Annotated in this window: 18 protein-coding genes; 1 reads left to right on the top strand and 17 read right to left on the bottom strand. The window is 39.3% G+C overall.

The genetic code is table 11. The features are described from left to right. Window position 1 precedes the first annotated feature (1 nt). Entirely contained in the window at window positions 2-637 is a 636-nt protein-coding gene (gene nth, locus KH364_RS02455; protein ID WP_265138888.1) for an endonuclease III, read from the bottom strand. Window positions 638-760: 123 nt separating this feature from the next. Between nth and KH364_RS02450 the strand changes: the two genes are divergently transcribed. Then, window positions 761-1,030, top strand: a complete 270-nt coding sequence (locus tag KH364_RS02450) for a DUF896 domain-containing protein (protein ID WP_273298411.1) — start codon at window positions 761-763, stop codon at window positions 1,028-1,030. A gap of 62 nt (window positions 1,031-1,092) precedes the next feature. Here KH364_RS02450 and KH364_RS02445 read toward each other — a convergent pair whose 3' ends face one another. The 16 genes from KH364_RS02445 to mraZ form a co-directional block, all read right to left on the bottom strand. After that, on the bottom strand, window positions 1,093-2,340 hold the full coding sequence (locus KH364_RS02445; RefSeq protein ID WP_273298410.1) for an aminotransferase class I/II-fold pyridoxal phosphate-dependent enzyme: 1,248 nt from the start codon (window positions 2,338-2,340) through the stop codon (window positions 1,093-1,095). A gap of 253 nt (window positions 2,341-2,593) precedes the next feature. Beyond that, the gene (locus tag KH364_RS02440) at window positions 2,594-3,163 is read right to left on the bottom strand and encodes a porin family protein (RefSeq protein WP_273298408.1); all 570 of its coding nucleotides are present in this window, start codon (window positions 3,161-3,163) and stop codon (window positions 2,594-2,596) included. A gap of 80 nt (window positions 3,164-3,243) precedes the next feature. Further along, window positions 3,244-4,284, bottom strand: coding sequence for a cell division protein FtsZ (gene ftsZ, locus KH364_RS02435; RefSeq protein ID WP_009351669.1), 1,041 nt, complete (start codon window positions 4,282-4,284; stop codon window positions 3,244-3,246). A gap of 138 nt (window positions 4,285-4,422) precedes the next feature. Next, window positions 4,423-4,767: a small basic family protein gene (locus KH364_RS02430; protein WP_273298407.1), complete on the bottom strand. Its 345-nt coding sequence runs from the start codon at window positions 4,765-4,767 to the stop codon at window positions 4,423-4,425. Continuing rightward, the gene (locus tag KH364_RS02425) at window positions 4,764-5,459 is read right to left on the bottom strand and encodes a DUF881 domain-containing protein (RefSeq protein WP_105098331.1); all 696 of its coding nucleotides are present in this window, start codon (window positions 5,457-5,459) and stop codon (window positions 4,764-4,766) included. The genes KH364_RS02430 and KH364_RS02425 overlap by 4 nt, the downstream gene beginning before the upstream one ends. After that, window positions 5,460-6,341 carry an FtsQ-type POTRA domain-containing protein gene (locus tag KH364_RS02420; protein WP_105082085.1) on the bottom strand — a complete coding sequence of 294 codons (882 nt, stop codon included), beginning with the start codon at window positions 6,339-6,341 and terminating at the stop codon, window positions 5,460-5,462. It lies immediately after the preceding gene. Window positions 6,342-6,369: 28 nt separating this feature from the next. Then, entirely contained in the window at window positions 6,370-7,302 is a 933-nt protein-coding gene (locus tag KH364_RS02415; protein ID WP_273298405.1) for a D-alanine--D-alanine ligase, read from the bottom strand. After that, complete coding sequence (murC, locus tag KH364_RS02410) at window positions 7,299-8,681, bottom strand: UDP-N-acetylmuramate--L-alanine ligase (protein ID WP_273298404.1); 1,383 nt, start codon at window positions 8,679-8,681, stop codon at window positions 7,299-7,301. The genes KH364_RS02415 and murC overlap by 4 nt, the downstream gene beginning before the upstream one ends. Before the next feature lie 14 nt (window positions 8,682-8,695). Next, window positions 8,696-9,805: an undecaprenyldiphospho-muramoylpentapeptide beta-N-acetylglucosaminyltransferase gene (gene murG / locus KH364_RS02405; RefSeq protein WP_273298402.1), complete on the bottom strand. Its 1,110-nt coding sequence runs from the start codon at window positions 9,803-9,805 to the stop codon at window positions 8,696-8,698. After that, window positions 9,805-11,175 (bottom strand): UDP-N-acetylmuramoyl-L-alanine--D-glutamate ligase, encoded by a 1,371-nt coding sequence (gene murD / locus KH364_RS02400; RefSeq protein WP_273298400.1) that lies wholly within the window; start codon window positions 11,173-11,175, stop codon window positions 9,805-9,807. Before murD ends, murG begins: the two co-directional genes overlap by 1 nt. A gap of 83 nt (window positions 11,176-11,258) precedes the next feature. Then, window positions 11,259-12,245 (bottom strand): phospho-N-acetylmuramoyl-pentapeptide-transferase, encoded by a 987-nt coding sequence (gene mraY, locus KH364_RS02395; protein WP_105082089.1) that lies wholly within the window; start codon window positions 12,243-12,245, stop codon window positions 11,259-11,261. A gap of 58 nt (window positions 12,246-12,303) precedes the next feature. Beyond that, window positions 12,304-13,662 (bottom strand): UDP-N-acetylmuramoyl-tripeptide--D-alanyl-D-alanine ligase, encoded by a 1,359-nt coding sequence (gene murF, locus KH364_RS02390; RefSeq protein WP_273298397.1) that lies wholly within the window; start codon window positions 13,660-13,662, stop codon window positions 12,304-12,306. Between the two features lies 1 nt (window position 13,663). Continuing rightward, window positions 13,664-15,148 (bottom strand): UDP-N-acetylmuramoyl-L-alanyl-D-glutamate--2,6-diaminopimelate ligase, encoded by a 1,485-nt coding sequence (locus KH364_RS02385; protein ID WP_273298395.1) that lies wholly within the window; start codon window positions 15,146-15,148, stop codon window positions 13,664-13,666. 55 nt (window positions 15,149-15,203) lie between these two features. Further along, window positions 15,204-15,608 carry a cell division protein FtsL gene (ftsL, locus tag KH364_RS02380; RefSeq protein ID WP_054748650.1) on the bottom strand — a complete coding sequence of 135 codons (405 nt, stop codon included), beginning with the start codon at window positions 15,606-15,608 and terminating at the stop codon, window positions 15,204-15,206. A 21-nt stretch (window positions 15,609-15,629) separates the two neighbouring features. Beyond that, a complete protein-coding gene (rsmH, locus tag KH364_RS02375; RefSeq protein ID WP_105082092.1) occupies window positions 15,630-16,562 on the bottom strand; it encodes a 16S rRNA (cytosine(1402)-N(4))-methyltransferase RsmH in 933 nt (310 codons plus the stop codon). A gap of 9 nt (window positions 16,563-16,571) precedes the next feature. Continuing rightward, window positions 16,572-17,003, bottom strand: a complete 432-nt coding sequence (gene mraZ, locus KH364_RS02370) for a division/cell wall cluster transcriptional repressor MraZ (RefSeq protein ID WP_009351750.1) — start codon at window positions 17,001-17,003, stop codon at window positions 16,572-16,574. Window positions 17,004-17,398 lie beyond the last annotated feature (395 nt).

The raw sequence follows: 17,398 nt of genomic DNA, 5'->3' as shown, positions 1-17,398 counted from the left end.
ATTAAACCTTTCCTGCAGAAGGACATAGATGATTTAAGAAACAGTCGTCACATAAAGGCTTGCGAGCCTTACATACTTTACGACCATGATAAATTAACCAGTGATGTGCAGCAGCCCAATCCTCTTTTGGAATAGCCTTTTGCAATTTTAACTCCATCTCTTCTGGCGTCTTTGCAATACCTAGTTTTAGTCGATTTGATACACGAAAGACATGAGTATCCACCGCAATGGCTGGTGTACCAAACAGTACTGATACTACCACATTCGCTGTCTTGCGACCTACACCAGGCAATTCAACGAGTTGATCAAACTCACGAGGTACCTCTCCATGATATTGGTCAACTAAAATCTGGCATGTAGCAATCAAGTTTTTAGCCTTCGATTTATAAAGACCACAATCCTTAATAAGAGTTTCTAGCTTAGTGACGCCAATAGCCAACATCTTAGCCGGATGATTTAACTCAGGGAACAATCGTTTAGTTACGATATTTACCCGTTCATCCGTACATTGAGCGGACAAAACAACAGCTACTAATAATTCAAATTCATTTGTATACTCAAGGGCAGGTTTTGCATCAAAATAATGCTCTTGTAATAGTTTTAATTGCTCTGCCTTTATTGCTTTTGTTACACGCATACAGCTCTCCTTTCTCACTTGTGAAAGTACAGACGCGTACAACTTATATCTTACCATACGTATTCATTTTGTTCTATGTTATAATAAATGATATTATTCTAATATAGAATACAGGAGGTCAATATGAGTAACATTAACGATACATTAAAACGCATAAATGAACTAGCAGCAAAGAAAAAATCCGGTCAAGAATTAACGCCAGAGGAATTAGCAGAAAAAAAAGAACTTTATGAAATTTACTTAAGTTTTATTCGAGGCCAAATTACAGATACATTGGACCGTGTTGAATTCGTAGATCCTGAAACAGGTGAACGAACAGCTCCTAAACAAGCGCTCGAAAACTTGGCTAAACAAGCTGACAAAGACATAAAAGAACATAAAGATATTCACTAATATAAGAAAAATCCACTTGATACAAGTATCAAGTGGATTTTTGTATAAGTTTTAATTATCTATTATAATTTGCCGAGACGTTTCATGACATTATAGATTTTCGTAGCTAAACCAGTCATTTGGAATTTAGGAATACCACAGGCAGCCACACGAATACCCTTAGCTAAAGCAATAACATAAACATGTTCTTTCTTCAATTCTTCGCAGATAGCATTAGCAGAATCTGTAGGAATTGTAATGAAGAAACCACCGCGGTAAGGCAACATAGGAAGGCCTACTTGTGCGGCTTCTTGTTTGAAGATGTCAGCACGATCGCGAATCAATTGGTAATAGCTATTACGCTCCTCTTCATAGGCTTTAAATTTAACAGGATCTGCCACAATATTTGCCATTGTCCGCATTGCGGGACGACAAATATTAGACCATGTTGCACGGCTAGTATTTTTGTTGATTTCTAAGAATTCATCAGCGATTTCTTCGTCATCAGAAATACCAATCATAGCACCTACACGTTGACCGTACATAGTAAAGCCTTTAGACAAGCTATAGCACACACATGTAAGGATAGCTTTTGGCAAGTGACCAAATTTGCTAAAGAATCCACGTACTTCCTCTCTATCACCAGAGAAGTCAAGATATGCCACATCAATACCAATGATGACATTATTACGACCAATCGCAACAAGTTCTTTCAAGAAATTAAGGATGGAGTCCCAATCTTTGTCTTCAATAGAGTAACCAGTTGGGTTATTACCAGGTGTGTTAAACAAGATTACTACATTTGTTTGTCTTGCGGCTAATTCGTTTACACGATTTTTGAATGCTTCGTGATTAAAGTTATTTTGCTCATCAAATAAAGAGTACGTTACAAGTGTACGACCAATGTCGCTACAAATTACTTTATAAGCACCCCAGTACCAGTCAGCAGTTAACACTTCATCACCAGGCTCAGTATAGTTATGAATTAAGTGATGGATACCGCCAGTGCCACCAGCTGTAGCGATGCTACGGATGTGACCTTCTGGACGAGAATTACCAAAACATTCTTTCTCAGCAGCTGCTAAAAACTCTGGAACACCTGCAATTGGAGCATAACCAATATGTTCAGTGTCAGAAAGACCCAAATATTCTTCTTTAACGGTTTTGAGAAAAACTAATTTGCCATCTTCATCATGAATAGCACCTAAAGTACCGTTTACAACGTTCTCGCGACCATTTTCTTTAGCATCAGCTAATGCTTGTCCAGCAGTAACAAAGATCACGTCTTTTAATTTTTTCCCTTTTGCATGCTTTGCAGCAACACTTGTCATAACTTACACCATCCTATCTAAAATGAATATTACACATTTATAATACCTAAACTGCTTTAATTATACAACGTGTATTCATAAAATATATTGTATACATAAGAAATTTTACTAATTACAATCAATTTAATCATTAAATAAGCTTTGTATAGAATATATCAAATATCCTATACAAAGGATTCAAAATTAATAATATACAAAAAACAGTAAATTTATAACAAAAAAGGACCACTCATAAGAGTGGTCCCCCAGTTCCTTAGAAGGAGTAGCCTACACCTGCGTGTAAACCTTTTGCAGTTTTATCATTGCTATCTACGCTATATTTATCATAGCCATAGTATAGATTTAAGTCGATATCAGGACGTACTTCGTATTGAGCACCTACTTGGTAAGTTTGCTTAATATCGTTGCCCCAACCAGCTTTAGCAAAGCCATTTACTTTTTCTGTTAAAGGTACATGACCGATAACACCAGCTTGGAAGCCCAATTCAGTGTCATGCGTACGAATTGCAGTACCTGCACCATAAATGTTTACGTTTGGATGCACTTTGTAAACTAATGCTAATTGATGATCTTTGATATCACCATTTTTTGCATTTACTTTATCGTAAGAATATTGTACTGCCGTTTTATCGGAAAGATCATGTTGCAAAGAAACACCGAAACCATCGTTGCTGTGACCGCCACCTTTGGATACATGTTGTTTAAATGCATAATCAGCTTGTACCTTAGTGGAACCATCGCTAATTTTTGTTACAGGTGCTGCAGCAAATGCGCTTCCTGCTACAACTGTTGCTGCTAGAGTTAATAATACTAATTTTTTCATTTGTACCTCCTATACACATACCTACTAGTATGTCTTACTAAGTTACTATTTACAGATGTTATAGTTATACACTCTATAAATTAGCGTTTCATGAAAACAGGGATATCAGGGATACCACTGTTAGAATTTGTAGTGGATGCTGGACGAGATGTAGTCGTTGTTTTACCGAATTCTGGTACACTTTTTGCACTAGAATTGAAGCCAGTTGCAACAACTGTAATTTGTACTTTATCGCCCAAGCTTTCATCGATAACAGAACCGAAGATAATATTAGCATCAGGATCTGCTGCTTCAGAAATAATTTCAGCTGCTTCATTAACTTCAAAGATGCTCAAATCGGAGCTACCAGAAATATTAAGCAAAATGCCTTTTGCACCATCGATAGAAGTTTCCAACAATGGGCTGTTAATAGCCATTTTAGCAGCATCAACAGCGCGGTTTTCACCTTCACCAACACCAATCCCCATCAAAGCTTCGCCTTGTTCCGTCATGATAGTTTTAACGTCAGCAAAGTCAAGGTTAATCAAACCAGGAATTTGAATCAAGTCAGAAATACCTTTAATACCTTGGCGAAGAACATCATCGGCTTTACTGAATGCATCAGTAATAGTACATTTTTTATCAACAACTTGTAGTAGTTTGTCATTAGGGATAACGATAATTGTATCGACTTTTTGAGTCAAGAACTCAATACCTTTTTCTGCGGCAGCACGACGGCGTTTACCTTCGAACGCGAAAGGTTTAGTCACTACGCCTACAGTTAATGCACCAACTTCTTTAGCACATTCTGCAACGATTGGAGCAGCACCAGTACCAGTACCACCACCCATACCTGCAGTTACGAATACCATGTCAGCACCTTCAAGAGCTTTGATGATTTCTTCGCGACTTTCTTGAGCAGCTTCTTCACCAACTTGTGGATTAGCACCCGCGCCAAGACCTTTAGTTACTTTTTCACCAATTTGAATTGTTACATCTGCTTTAGACAATTCAAGCACTTGGTTTTCCGTATTAACTGCTAAGAATTGAACACCTTTAATTTGGTTATCTACCATGCGATTAACAGCGTTGTTACCACCGCCACCAACACCGATAACTTTAATATTTGCAAAATCAGACATTGAACTTCCTCCTCTTATCGTTATTTATCGTATCAATATACGTCCCAATGTATCGATTTATATACTGACTATCTTATAACAATTACATTTATTTTACACTAAAATTTGAAAACTTTCCACTATATAGAATGTGATTTATTAGAATCGCTTAGTCATAATAATCTTGCGTATAGCACCTACATTAATAAATACTCGCAACCCAAACCCAATGAGAGCTACATAATATAAATTAATACCTATTAGGTCGCCTACATATACAAGAATAACAGCTAAAACTACATTTGAAAAGAACCCAATCACAAAATTACTAAGATCAAAAATTCGTTCCAATGCAGCTCGACTACCGCCAAACACTGCATCCAACGCTGCCAGAACCGCTACAGATGTATAGTTCGCGTAACTGATAGGAATATGAAATGGTGCTATCCAACCTAATATAGCCCCTACAATGAGCCCAGCGATGGCAAAGATATAAATATTCATTCTTTACCTCCTAACTCATTAGGCTTCATATGTTCTTCTCGGAAGGTTCCTGTAAAAGCTGGGATAGCTATCTCATTCTCTTCCTTGATAGTTACTTTAATCCCCCAATGTTTAAGCGAATCGACTACGCCACCACGCATAGTAAGCGCAGAGTTTAACGTTTTAGGATCACCAATAGCTTTTACAACGAAGGGAGCCCCAAAGACTTTCCCATTAACTGTAATAGTAGGACCGGAACAACGTATTTCTGATGTACCAATCAACCGTTGATCATTAATAGCTATCGCCTCAGCCCCACCAGCGCGTAACTCATTAACGATACGTAAAATATCTTCATCATGAATTACAAATAAGTTAGGATTTTCACCACTTTGAATTGGTTTTAAACTATCTTCGATCAACACGCTAACTCCAGAACCTTTAACATTTGTTAAGGCCGCTCTCATCATGAGCTGTTCATCAACTTTAACGTCTGTAGTAGTACCATTTTGTTTAAGCGTTTCTATTTGCTTCAATAAAGCATCCCGCTCGCTTTGGGCTTCACGTAGTTGAACGGCTAAATCACCAGCCCGTTGCAAGCGAATGTTTTCTTCTATATTATCTTGTGTCATTTTATATTGAGTTACAACCATAAACCCTAATATACAACTGACTAAGGCTATTGCCCACCGTTCGTGTCTCACGACAATCATCTACCTTTTATCTTCAACATGACCTTGTTTATCTTGTTTTGTATCATCTTTCTTAGTAGATGAAGTTTCCGTAGTCGGTGCCCCATTTTGATGTTTCTTTCCTTCAGGAATTACATCAGTCTTAATGTACGGTGATGAAATATTAACATCTATATACTGTACATTACCATGAGTTTTCTTAATATCTTGTAACATCGACTGTGTTAGCTCTGCCTTTTTAGGTAAGTCTTTACCATCACCTAAGCGAATCTGTACACCAGATACGGTATAAGCCATAATCGCATCAGGATCACCAATATTAACCTCTGCAATATTCTTGAACGTATTTTCATCAAGAGAATTCAAATACTCAAGAGCCGCTAGAATCGGCTTATCTACAACTGTATCGCCTAATAAAATATTTCCAGCTTTCACACCAGAAATCATTGGTACAGATGTGTCTTGTATAGCTGGTTCTGATGCGATAACTTGACCTTTACTATCAATAGTTAAGTATCCGAACTGGGCCGGTACTACAGCAACGGCCTTACGTTCTACAATGTGAACCTCCATAGTCAGTGGCAATTGATATCGTATTTGGGCCTCTTCAACCCGTAAATCCTTTGCCAATCTAGATTTCAATTTTTCTGTACTAATTTGCAAAATATTGACAGGTTCATGTATATCACCTGCCACCATTACATCTTGTACAGTTACCTTATCCGAACCCGTAATCTTTAAGGATCCAAAAGGAATAGGTAGTGTAAACAACCCCACCAACACGAGAGTAACTGCACCACCGATTTTTAACACTCGTTTTCTAAATACAGCCCGTTCGTCTTGAACAGGTGTAGAAGACTGCATCTCCCCAGAGCTGGATGGATGGTTCTGCTTATCATCCATAGATAACTCCTTCTGTTCTATTTAGCTTTTAAAATTTCCCTATACTAGCTGTTAATAGAATTTTTTCACATAATGTAGGGAAATCAATTCCCATTTCATTAGCTGCTTTTGGTACTAAAGACGTTGCCGTCATACCAGGAACGGTATTGTACTCAAGAACATACATTTTATCTGCATGATCTGTCATAATATCTACACGAATAACCCCACTGCCTTGCACCTCGCGATACACAAGTTCCCCAATGCGTTGCATTTCAGCAGTCATTTCGTCGCTAATAGGTGCTGGTACCAAGTATTCTGTAGCACCTACAGTGTATTTGCTCTTGTAGTCATATTCGCCAGAATGTGGACGAATTTCAATGACTGACAATGCTTTACCATCCAAAACAGCCACCGTAAACTCACGACCATCAAGGAATTGTTCTACTACGAGAATTGGATCATATTTAAGAGCCTCTGTTACTGCTGCTTCTAATTGTGATTCCTCACGAACGATTGTAACGCCAATGCTGGAGCCTTGCGTAGCAGACTTAACAACTACAGGAATAGTAAATTCTTTACGAATATGATCGATAATTGCCTCTGCAGATTCAAGATTACCATTATAGGATTCAGATCTTGCAGTTGGAATATTAGCGCCTTTAAATACGTCTTTACTTACTTTTTTATTCATGCCCACAGCATGAGCCATGATGCCGGAGCCAGTATATGGGATTTCTGCCATTTCTAAAAGGCCTTGCAAAGCACCATCTTCACCATAGCGACCATGAATAGCATTAAATACGACTTCACCGCCTAAGGAATCGATATCTTCCAATACAGTACGAGGATTAAGTTCTAATGTTTGAGCCTTATACCCTTTGCTCACAAGTGCTTCTGCAATAGCAGCGCCTGTGCGACGAGATACTTCAGCTTCTTCGGAAGGACCACCCATCAATACGATTATTTGTTTATCTTTCATTGTAAGCCTTCCTCCAATATCGCTAATAATTTTGGGCCATATTGATTGATAGAACCAGCGCCCATTGTAATAACCAAGTCATTTGGTCTTACTACTTTTGCCAATACTTCAGGTAAATCATCAACAGATGGTACATAATTTACGTCTTGACCGGTAGCCTCTTTGATGGCATTTGGAATCGTAGTCCCATCAATACCAGGGATTGGATCTTCACCTGAGCTATAAATATCTGTCATATATACTTCATCAGCGCTTGTGAAAGCAGTAGCAAATTCATCCTTTAACAAGCTTGTGCGAGTAAAGCGATGTGGCTGGAATACACAGATGACACGATGTTTCTCAAGTTCTTTTGCTGCTTTCAAAGTAGCTTTAATTTCTGTAGGATGATGAGCATAATCATCTACAACCCACACGCCAGCTACATGGCCTTTCGTTTCAAAACGGCGTTTTGCGCCTATAAATTTGCCTAAGCCTTTAGTAATAACACGTGCTTCTACGCCACAACAATCATGAGCCACAATAAATGCTGCTAAAGAATTCAATACGTTGTGGTCACCAGGTACACGCAAACGAACGCGCTCAATATTAATACCTTTATGATATATATCGTATACCAACGTAGAATCTACATAATGAATATTTTTAGCTACATAATCATTACTATCATCTAAGCCATAAGTAATAAAGTTGCGTTTTACGCGACTCATGACATAGCGAATACTTTCATTATCACCACATACGATAGCCTTGCCATTTTCTGGTAATGTTTCTACGAACTCACAGAACGCATTAAGCAAATTCTCCATCGTTTTGTAGTGATCCATATGATCATCTTCAATATTAGTAATAACGATAGTATGTGGACGTAATTTCAAGAAAGACCCATCACTTTCGTCCGCTTCAACTACGGAGAAGTGGCCTTTACCAAGACAGCTACTGCCTTTAAGATAATCAACTTCACCACCGATGATTACCGTAGGGTCTGCATCAGCCTCTACTAGAATTTGGCCAATCATAGATGTAGTAGATGTCTTACCGTGTGCACCGGCTACTGCGATGCCATCCGTTACGTCTAACACAGCTTTTACAATATCAGAGCGATGTAAAATAGTAATCCCTTGTTCTTTAGCGGCAACGATTTCCGGATTATCCTCACGAATCGCTGTAGAACGAACTACTGCATCTACACCATTTACATATTCTTTATTATGACCGATATGAACCGTAGCACCCATTTCTCTAAACTTAGAAATAACGGCAGATTCAGCTACGTCTGAACCAGATACGTCATAACCTTTTTGAATTAAAATATTCGCTATAGCACGCATGCCAGATCCACCAATACCAATGAGGTGAATCTTGTGAATACCGTCTAACATAAAAGCTCTCCTTGTTACTTTGCAATAGATAATGCAAGTTTTGCAATATCATGAGCTGCATTTGGTTTGCCCAACTGCAATGCTCGTTCTCCCATTTGTGCCAACAAATCACGGTTGGCCATAAACATCTCAATTTCCCCGATTAAGTCGTGAGCACTCAACATTTTATCAACAATCATGTGAGCTGCCCCTTCTTGTACAAAGATACGCGCATTATACGTCTGATGATCTTCCGCTGCATATGGATACGGAATCAAGACAGATGGAATGCCACGAACTGCCAATTCAGCAAGGCCTATGGCACCAGACCTAAACACAGCTAAATCAGCAGCAGCCAAAGCCTTAGGCATATCATGTAAATACGGCAAAATTAAAGATGATTCACCCAAGCCTTCCCCATCGGTAATGCCCAATTGAGATAGTACAGATTCATACTCTCCATCGCCTGTAATATGGATTAATTTAATCCCTTCCTTACCTTGGAAATGTTTATGTACATCAATCATGGCATTATTGATGGTTCGCGCCCCCCGAGAACCACCTGCTATGAGGACTGTAAAAGTATCATCACTTAGGTTGAAATAATTGCGCCCCGCTGTTCTTGAGTCAACTAACACCTCAGGACGAACTGGATTACCAGTATACACTACGCGTTTTGCTTTAGAAAAAGATGCTGCTGCATCCTTATAGCCCATCGCTACAACATCAACAAAACGGCTCAAAATTTTATTAGTAATGCCTGCAATGACATTCTGCTCTTGAATTAAGGTTGGAATGTTATGTAATGCAGCTGCCATGAGAATAGGACCACATACATAACCACCCGTACCAATTACCACATCAGGTCTAAATTTACAAATAATAGCATTAGCTTTAACTATGCCTAACGCAGTTTTACCTAATGTGACTAATGTACCCAATGATAATTGACGTTGCAACCCTTGTACAGGAATCGTAGTGAACTCAATACCCTCTTTAGGAACTAATGTAGCTTCTAAGCCTTGCTTTGTCCCTACATATAATACCTTTGCATCAGGGTGTTGTTTCATGATTTCCTTATATATAGTTATTGCTGGATATATATGTCCACCAGTGCCACCACCAGAAATTATGATTCTTTTCATTAATGGTGTCCCCCTTCTTGCAACATCTGAACACAAGCTTTAAAGTCGTCACCGCGCTCTTCAAAACAGCTGTACCAATCAAAGCTTGCACAAGCTGGAGATAGTAATACAATATCACCAGACTCAGCTAATTTATAACCTTGTTCTACAGCTTCTTTCATAGACGAAGCACGGTAAATAGGTTCTACACCAGCCTCTTTTGCAGCCGCTTCAAATCGTTCTGCTGCTTCTCCCATGAAAATGACAGCTTTTGTCTTTTCTTTAACAAGCTGCATAAACTCTTCTAAAGGTGTCATTTTATCATGACCACCAGCCAGCAGAATAACTGGTTTATCAAAAGATTCCAAAGCTTTAACTACAGAATCAACATTGGTCGCCTTAGAGTCATTATAGAATGTAATCCCATCGATTGTTTTAACCCGTTCCAACCGATGTTCTACACCGTGAAATTCGCTAATAATGCGATGGATTTCCTCTACAGGTACGCCTAACGCATACGTTAAAGCAATAACCGTTAGGATATTTTCGATATTATGACTACCTGGGATATGGATATCTTCATCGCCAATAACAGCGATCTCTACGCCATCTTTTACTACATAGCACTGACCATTAGCATAATATGCACCATTCTCAACAGATTGTTTTTGGCTAATTTGTAGAATGTGACTAGGCGCACGATGCTCCATATCAGCTACTACAGAATCATCAATGTTGAGAACCAAGAAATCAGATTCCAATTGGTTTTCAAAGATACGTTCCTTAGCCGCAATATAGTTTTCCATCGTCTTATGACGCGCCAAATGATCTGGCGTAATATTGAGCATAATAGCCCCAATCGGTCTAAAATGCTTGATTGTCTCTAATTGATAACTAGATAGTTCGGCAACTAAAAAACCACCTGCTGGCATGGAATAGGCCACTTCACTTAGAGAGTCACCAATGTTCCCACCAACGCGAACTGGCTTTCCAGAACCTTCTAGCACTTTAGTTAATAAGGTTGTAGTCGTAGTCTTACCATTTGTACCAGTAACGGCTACGATAGGTGATTTAGATATTTCGTAAGCTAACTCTACTTCACTAACCACATCAATGCCGCGAGCTTGAGCTGCTTTTACAATGGGAATATCTAAAGAAATACCTGGAGAAATAACAATGCGACCCACGCCATCTAGCAAGGATTCATCTTGACGACCTGTAATAATTTCTACCCCAGCAGAAACTAAACGTCCTTCCTCCGTAGCAGGCAACGTTACAGGCTTATAATCATTTAACACAACATGAGCACCCACTTGGGCTAATACCCAGGATGCGCCTATACCGCTGGCACCAGCGCCAAGTACAAGTATATGTTTATCTCCGTATTCCATCTGTTTCACCTAAATTATCTACAAAATAATGTATTCCTATCCTATAAGCATACCATTATTTACGGGTTCCGTTAAGTATTATCTTATAAAGTTATGGTCGCTAATACTACACCAATAACGGCTAATACTGCACCAGCGAACCAGAAGCGGTTAACTACGGTTTGTTCTGCCCATCCAGACAATTCAAAATGATGATGAATAGGGCTCATTTTAAATACGCGTACACCGCGAGTCTTAAAGGAAATAACTTGGATAATAACAGATAATGCTTCCATAACAAAAATGCCACCGATTACAACAAGTAACAATTCTGTTTTAGTTAAAATAGCCATTGCTGCAAAAGCACCACCTAATGCTAATGAACCTGTATCGCCCATAAATACTTTAGCAGGATTTACATTATATACTAAGAAGCCAAGGCATACAGCGGCTACAATAGCACCAAAGTAAGCAACGCTTTCAGCGCCGATAGAATTCGTCATAGATGCAGCCATAAGACCAATAACGGAGAAGGCAATCGCCGCCACTGCGGATGTACCGCTTGCAAGACCATCAAGGCCATCGGTAAGATTTACAGCATTGGTAGCACCTACAATAATTAAGAACGCCAATACATAGTAACCCCAACCTAATTGAAGTTGTACATCTGCTACAGGAATCCACAATGTGGTAGGAACAACCATAATTTCAGTAATGCAGTAACAGAATACAGCTGCCAAAATAAATTGGCCCAATAATTTTTGCTTAGCTGTTAAACCAAGATTACGTTTTTTAACGGCTTTTACAAAATCGTCAAAGAAACCTAATAAACTATGACCTAATGTTAGGAATAATAACATCCCTGTGCCTACATTCCAAGGTGCAAAAATAGCGACACCAAGAACTAAAGCAATCATCATGAAAGCACCACCCATTGTCGGTGTACCAGCTTTTGCTTGATGGCTTTCAGGACCTTCTTCACGAATACTTTGTTGTGCGTGCAAAGAACGCAACATAGGAATACCGATTTTACCTAGCACGACTGTAATGATAAAGGTCACTACAAAGGCTAACAGAATATGATATATCATATGAATCCTCTACTTATTAATAAACAGATGACGGCTAGATACAACTAGCCGTTACCTTTTATTCTCGATCTTTTAATTCTTCAACAACGCGCTCCATTCGCAAACCACGGGAACCTTTTACAAGGATAACATCCCCTTTTTCACGAATATCGCTATAGGCATTGGCCATTTCTAAATGGCTATTACAACGGAATGTAGTTAATCCTGCTTTTTTTGCTTCTTTAGCTATAAAAGCAGCTGCATCACCGAAGGTGAATACTACACTATACCCCTCTTCAGCCAATAATTGACCGATTTCACGATGTGCATCCTCAGAGAAATCGCCAAGTTCAAGCATATCTCCGAGCATAGCAATCTTACGTTTTCCTTCTAATTGCCCCAAAGCTTTAATTGCTTCAGCCATTGAGGAAGGATTTGCATTATATGCGTCATTCAAGATAACGATATCTTCAAATGGTACGATTTCTTGGCGCATAGGAGTGCCTGTAAACTCGCTTAAGCCTTTACGAATTGTATTGGATTTAATCCCCAACACACGGCCTGCTACAATGGCTGCCAATGCATCATAAACATTGTGTTCACCAATCATAGGCAAGAAAATATCGAAGACTTCGTCATAACATTTGCAAGTAAACTTGATACCGTCTTTTTTATAGCGCAAATGACTGCCAATACATGTAGCATTACGTTCAATGCCATAGGTAATAGTTTTACCTTTAGCCAGGCTATCCATAGCCTTAACATATGGATCATCTTCATTGAGAATCGCCACACTATTTTCTGGCAAGCAACGAATTAACTCACCCTTTGCTTCTGCAATGGCTTCACGAGATCCTAATAGCTCGATATGGCTCGTACCAACATTCGTAATAATACCCATAGTTGGTTCAGCGATTAATGCGAGCTCTTCAATTTGACCAAGACCACGCATCCCCATTTCTACTACACAAGCTTCATGTTCTGCAGTTAAACGCAACAATGTTTTTGGCAAGCCAATTTCATTATTAAAGTTTTTCTCTGTTTTTAAAACGTTAAATTCTGTACCTAGTACAGCTGCTACCATTTCCTTTGTCGTAGTTTTACCAGAGGAACCAGTAATAGCTACTACAGGAATATCGAAACGGCGACGATGGTAACGTGCCAAGTTTTGGTATGCTACCAAGGTATTTTCTACCTCAATACAAACAATACCTTCTACGGCACGACCTTTTTCTACAATAGCACCTGTAGCACCCTTTTCAATGGCCGTATTGATAAAATCATGACCGTCAAAGGTATCGCCTTTTAAGGCTACAAATAAAAATCCTGATTCAATAGTTCTTGTATCAGTAGACACATCTAAAAACTTAATATTGTCGGTATGTGCACTCGTCCCCGCAGTGGCTTCAACCACTTGAGACAATGTAAATTCTGCCATATTAGATCTCCTTGAGGGCTGCTCGCGCCTCTTCACGATCATCGAAATGAATCGTTTTATCCTTTAAGATTTGGTAATCCTCATGCCCCTTACCTGCAATCAGTACAATATCCCCAGGTTTTGCATTTTGTATTGCATGTTGAATCGCTTCCCGACGATCAACAATAACTTCATAATGAGAGCCTTCACGAAGGCCTTCTTTAACGCCTGCTTCCACATCTTTAACAATTTGTACAGGATCTTCTGTACGTGGATTATCAGATGTAACGTACACCACATCACCATATTGTGCAGCAATGCGGCCCATAATAGGACGTTTAGTAGCGTCTCGGTCACCACCACAGCCAAAGACTACGATAATACGATTTTCTTGAATAGCTTTTGCAGTTTGTAAAATATTTTCTAAACCATCCGGTGTATGTGCATAGTCTACAACAACTGCAAATGGTTGACCTTCTTCGATTAACTCAAAGCGACCAGGTACAGCACTAAATGTTTTTAATGCTTTATCGATATCTTCCATGGAGATACCTTCTAACAAACAAGCACCGATAGCTGCTAATGTGTTATATACATTAAATAAACCTGTTGTATTCATAGCCACCGTATAGTCATGACCATCATAAGATACAGTATAACGGCTAGATTTAGGAGTCATATCAACATCGTGAGCATTCAATGTGCCGTTCCCATCAATACTATAGGTAATGATAGGTGCTTTAGTTTTTTCAACAACCCGATGACCATAGGCGTCATCGATATTGATAATAGCGCCCTTACCAGATTTAGTTTGGTCAGGTTCACTTACTTGTTCAAATAATTTACATTTAGCTTCCAAATAGTTCTCAAAGGTTTTGTGGAAGTCTAAATGATCTTGCGTCAAGTTAGTAAATACTGCTGTATCATATTCAACACCAGATACTCGACCTAGCGCTAAAGCATGAGAAGAAACCTCCATTACACAATGTGTAACACCTTCCTCTACCATTTGATGAAGAATATGTTGCAAATCTACTACATCAGGTGTCGTATTATGAATTGGATACGAAGTATCTCCAATCATAATATGAACAGTGCCAATAACACCTACTTTATAACCTTTGGCTTTTAAAATATGACGAATCATATGGCTCGTTGTTGTTTTACCATTCGTACCAGTAACGCCAATCATGCGCATGGAATTTGCTGGATAGTCGAAGAAATATGGCACACAAGACATCATAGCAGTGCGCGTATCTTCAACAGTGATAACACAAATATCACCACTAACCTCCACTGGTTTAGACACAAGTACAGCTACTGCACCTGCTTCGATAGCTTTATTTACATAGTTATGACCATCTACAGTAGCACCATCTAAAGCAATAAATAAACTACCGGCTTTAACAGCACGAGAGTCCGCTGTAATGTCTAAAATTTCAACAGCTGCATTACCTGTTACTTGCGGCGCTTGCAAGGTTTTCACTATATCTTGTAATTGTTTCATATACAATCTCCTTTACACGCAAAGGAAAGCAGCCCAATACGAGCTGCTTTGCCTGCTAGTCTATAATTTGCTGTTTCTCTTGCACATTACGTTCAGTAACAGCGCTTTTTGTGCTATAAACAAAAGAATCAGGCAAAACCATCCCTAGTTGTTCTTCTGCGATCTGTTGGATACGAACAGGAGACTTCAAGGAAGCTACCTCTACATCCAATGCATCATTATCTTTTGTTAATTGTACTACAGCTTGCTGTGTTTTAACTACCTCGTAGCCTAATTTTGTGCTGTATGCATTCATAACCATCATGATAAGCAAAAATGCAACTAATGCGGCAATACCATATACAACTTGCCACATCATAGGGCTCAAATCTAGAGCCACATTTGCACTACGTTTTCTCCCTTGTGTAGCGACCAACATATCGCCTTTTACTTGGCCCACAACAGCCTTTCTCGCTAACATAAACACTAACCCCTTCCAATTCTACAACTTGACGGCTACGCGTAACTTCGCGCTTCTAGCTCTCGGATTAACCTCAATCTCCCCTGCACTTGGCTCTATAGCCTTATTCTTTGCCTTCACAACTGCTTTATGATTACATACACACATCGGCAATTCTGGAGGACATATACACGCTGTACTTAACTCTTTGAAAGTTTGTTTCGTAATTCGATCTTCCAATGAGTGGAATGTGATAACCCCAATTTTCCCCTTTGGTTTCAACATAGATACAGCATCTACAAAACTATCATGCAAGATAGCTAATTCTCTATTTACTTCAATGCGAATGGCTTGGAACGTCCGTTTCGCCGGATGTGGCCCATCTTGACGCGCCTTCGCAGGTATTGCTTGCTTAATAATTCTAACTAACTCACCAGTAGTGGTAATTCGATTTTCTTGACGCGCATTAACGATAAATTCAACAATGCGCTTAGCCCATCGTTCTTCCCCATAATCGCGAATGATTTGCAGCAATTGCTCAGCATCGTACTCATTGACAATTTCCTCTGCTGTAAGTGGTGCATCTTTATCCATGCGCATATCGAGTGGTCCATCATTCATATATGAAAAACCACGCTCTGGGGTATCTAGCTGATAACTTGATACGCCAAGATCAAATATAAAACCATCTACTTCATAGATGCCCGCATTCTGCAGGGCTTCTTTTAAGTTAGAAAAGTTTGTTGGTATTGTTAATACCTGACAATTTAAATCAGACAATCGCTGTCGAGCTACACTCAATGCGTCCTCATCTTGATCTAAACCGATTATCATGCCTTCTGGGTCAAGCATTTCGCCCACTGCATGAGCATGACCTGCCCCACCAAGGGTACAGTCCACATAAATGCCTTTTGGATTAGTTACGACGGAGTCCACCGTTTCACGTAAAAGTACGCTGGTATGATTAAATTCCATCATAGCCTCCTATAACATAATCCCTTCAAGCCCTTCGACTAATTCTTCCATACTTTCAGCCACTTGATCATCATAGTAATCGTATTTTTCGCGGCTCCAAATTTCAACGTGATCCCCAGCACCGACAATAACGGCCTGTTTATCAAGGCTTGCATATTCACGTAGTGGTACAGGAATGAGGACACGACCTTGTTTATCATATTCAAGCTCAGCAGCACTACCGAAAACAAAACGTTTTAAGGCACGTACGCTAGCTTTAGTGGAGGATTGTGATTGTAAGGCATCAGAAATTTTCTTCCACGCCTCTTGGGTGTAAATAGCTAAGCAGTCATCTAAGCCCTTTGTGACAATGCACAAATCGCCTAGTTGTTCACGTATTTTGGCAGGTATAATCATCCGCCCTTTTGTATCAATGGTGTGATTATATTCTCCCATGAACATACGTATCACCGCCCTTTACTATTCCTTATCCACCACTATATGGTAAATTCTACCACAATTCCCCACCTTTAACAACAAATTTTCCATTTTTAACCCACTTTTTTATATTTTTCTTATTTAATCTCTATTTTTCTCCTTCTTTCATCAATACATATGTTCGACTATAGAACCAAACTAGCTGTTAAAAACCACTATCTACCACTACAGCAAAAAATCAACGACTTAATAGAGTAGCGTGAGGCCAGTTCTTAACGGATAACATCCTCACTACATTTCATAATGGGTAGAGTCCCCACAAATCATAACCACCCGTAGAACGGGTGGTTTGCTCTGACCCTATAAGGGTCTTTCTCTAGTGGTGGCCCTCTAAAGAGGGCATTGAATGATCTGACAAC

The organism is Veillonella sp. oral taxon 158, from assembly GCF_018376515.1.
Classification (GTDB): Bacteria; Bacillota; Negativicutes; order Veillonellales; family Veillonellaceae; genus Veillonella; species Veillonella rogosae.
The sequence above is the reverse complement of the archived record's forward strand: the minus strand, read 5'-3'. Positions and strand labels throughout refer to the sequence as shown.

Excerpts from the sequence above, each read along its gene's own strand:
- KH364_RS02445 (WP_273298410.1), bottom strand. The coding sequence starts at position 2,340 with ATGACAAGTGTTGCTGCAAAGCATGCAAAAGGGAAAAAATTAAAAGAC.
- ftsL (WP_054748650.1), bottom strand. The coding sequence starts at position 15,608 with ATGTTAGCGAGAAAGGCTGTTGTGGGCCAAGTAAAAGGCGATATGTTG.
- ftsZ (WP_009351669.1), bottom strand. The coding sequence starts at position 4,284 with ATGTCTGATTTTGCAAATATTAAAGTTATCGGTGTTGGTGGCGGTGGT.
- KH364_RS02385 (WP_273298395.1), bottom strand. The coding sequence starts at position 15,148 with ATGAAACAATTACAAGATATAGTGAAAACCTTGCAAGCGCCGCAAGTA.
- rsmH (WP_105082092.1), bottom strand. The coding sequence starts at position 16,562 with ATGGAATTTAATCATACCAGCGTACTTTTACGTGAAACGGTGGACTCC.
- murC (WP_273298404.1), bottom strand. The coding sequence starts at position 8,681 with ATGTTAGACGGTATTCACAAGATTCACCTCATTGGTATTGGTGGATCT.
- murF (WP_273298397.1), bottom strand. The coding sequence starts at position 13,662 with ATGGCAGAATTTACATTGTCTCAAGTGGTTGAAGCCACTGCGGGGACG.
- KH364_RS02425 (WP_105098331.1), bottom strand. The coding sequence starts at position 5,459 with ATGATTGTCGTGAGACACGAACGGTGGGCAATAGCCTTAGTCAGTTGT.
- KH364_RS02420 (WP_105082085.1), bottom strand. The coding sequence starts at position 6,341 with ATGGATGATAAGCAGAACCATCCATCCAGCTCTGGGGAGATGCAGTCT.
- KH364_RS02440 (WP_273298408.1), bottom strand. The coding sequence starts at position 3,163 with ATGAAAAAATTAGTATTATTAACTCTAGCAGCAACAGTTGTAGCAGGA.
- KH364_RS02430 (WP_273298407.1), bottom strand. The coding sequence starts at position 4,767 with ATGAATATTTATATCTTTGCCATCGCTGGGCTCATTGTAGGGGCTATA.
- KH364_RS02450 (WP_273298411.1), top strand. The coding sequence starts at position 761 with ATGAGTAACATTAACGATACATTAAAACGCATAAATGAACTAGCAGCA.
- mraY (WP_105082089.1), bottom strand. The coding sequence starts at position 12,245 with ATGATATATCATATTCTGTTAGCCTTTGTAGTGACCTTTATCATTACA.
- murG (WP_273298402.1), bottom strand. The coding sequence starts at position 9,805 with ATGAAAAGAATCATAATTTCTGGTGGTGGCACTGGTGGACATATATAT.
- KH364_RS02415 (WP_273298405.1), bottom strand. The coding sequence starts at position 7,302 with ATGAAAGATAAACAAATAATCGTATTGATGGGTGGTCCTTCCGAAGAA.
- mraZ (WP_009351750.1), bottom strand. The coding sequence starts at position 17,003 with ATGTTCATGGGAGAATATAATCACACCATTGATACAAAAGGGCGGATG.
- nth (WP_265138888.1), bottom strand. The coding sequence starts at position 637 with ATGCGTGTAACAAAAGCAATAAAGGCAGAGCAATTAAAACTATTACAA.
- murD (WP_273298400.1), bottom strand. The coding sequence starts at position 11,175 with ATGGAATACGGAGATAAACATATACTTGTACTTGGCGCTGGTGCCAGC.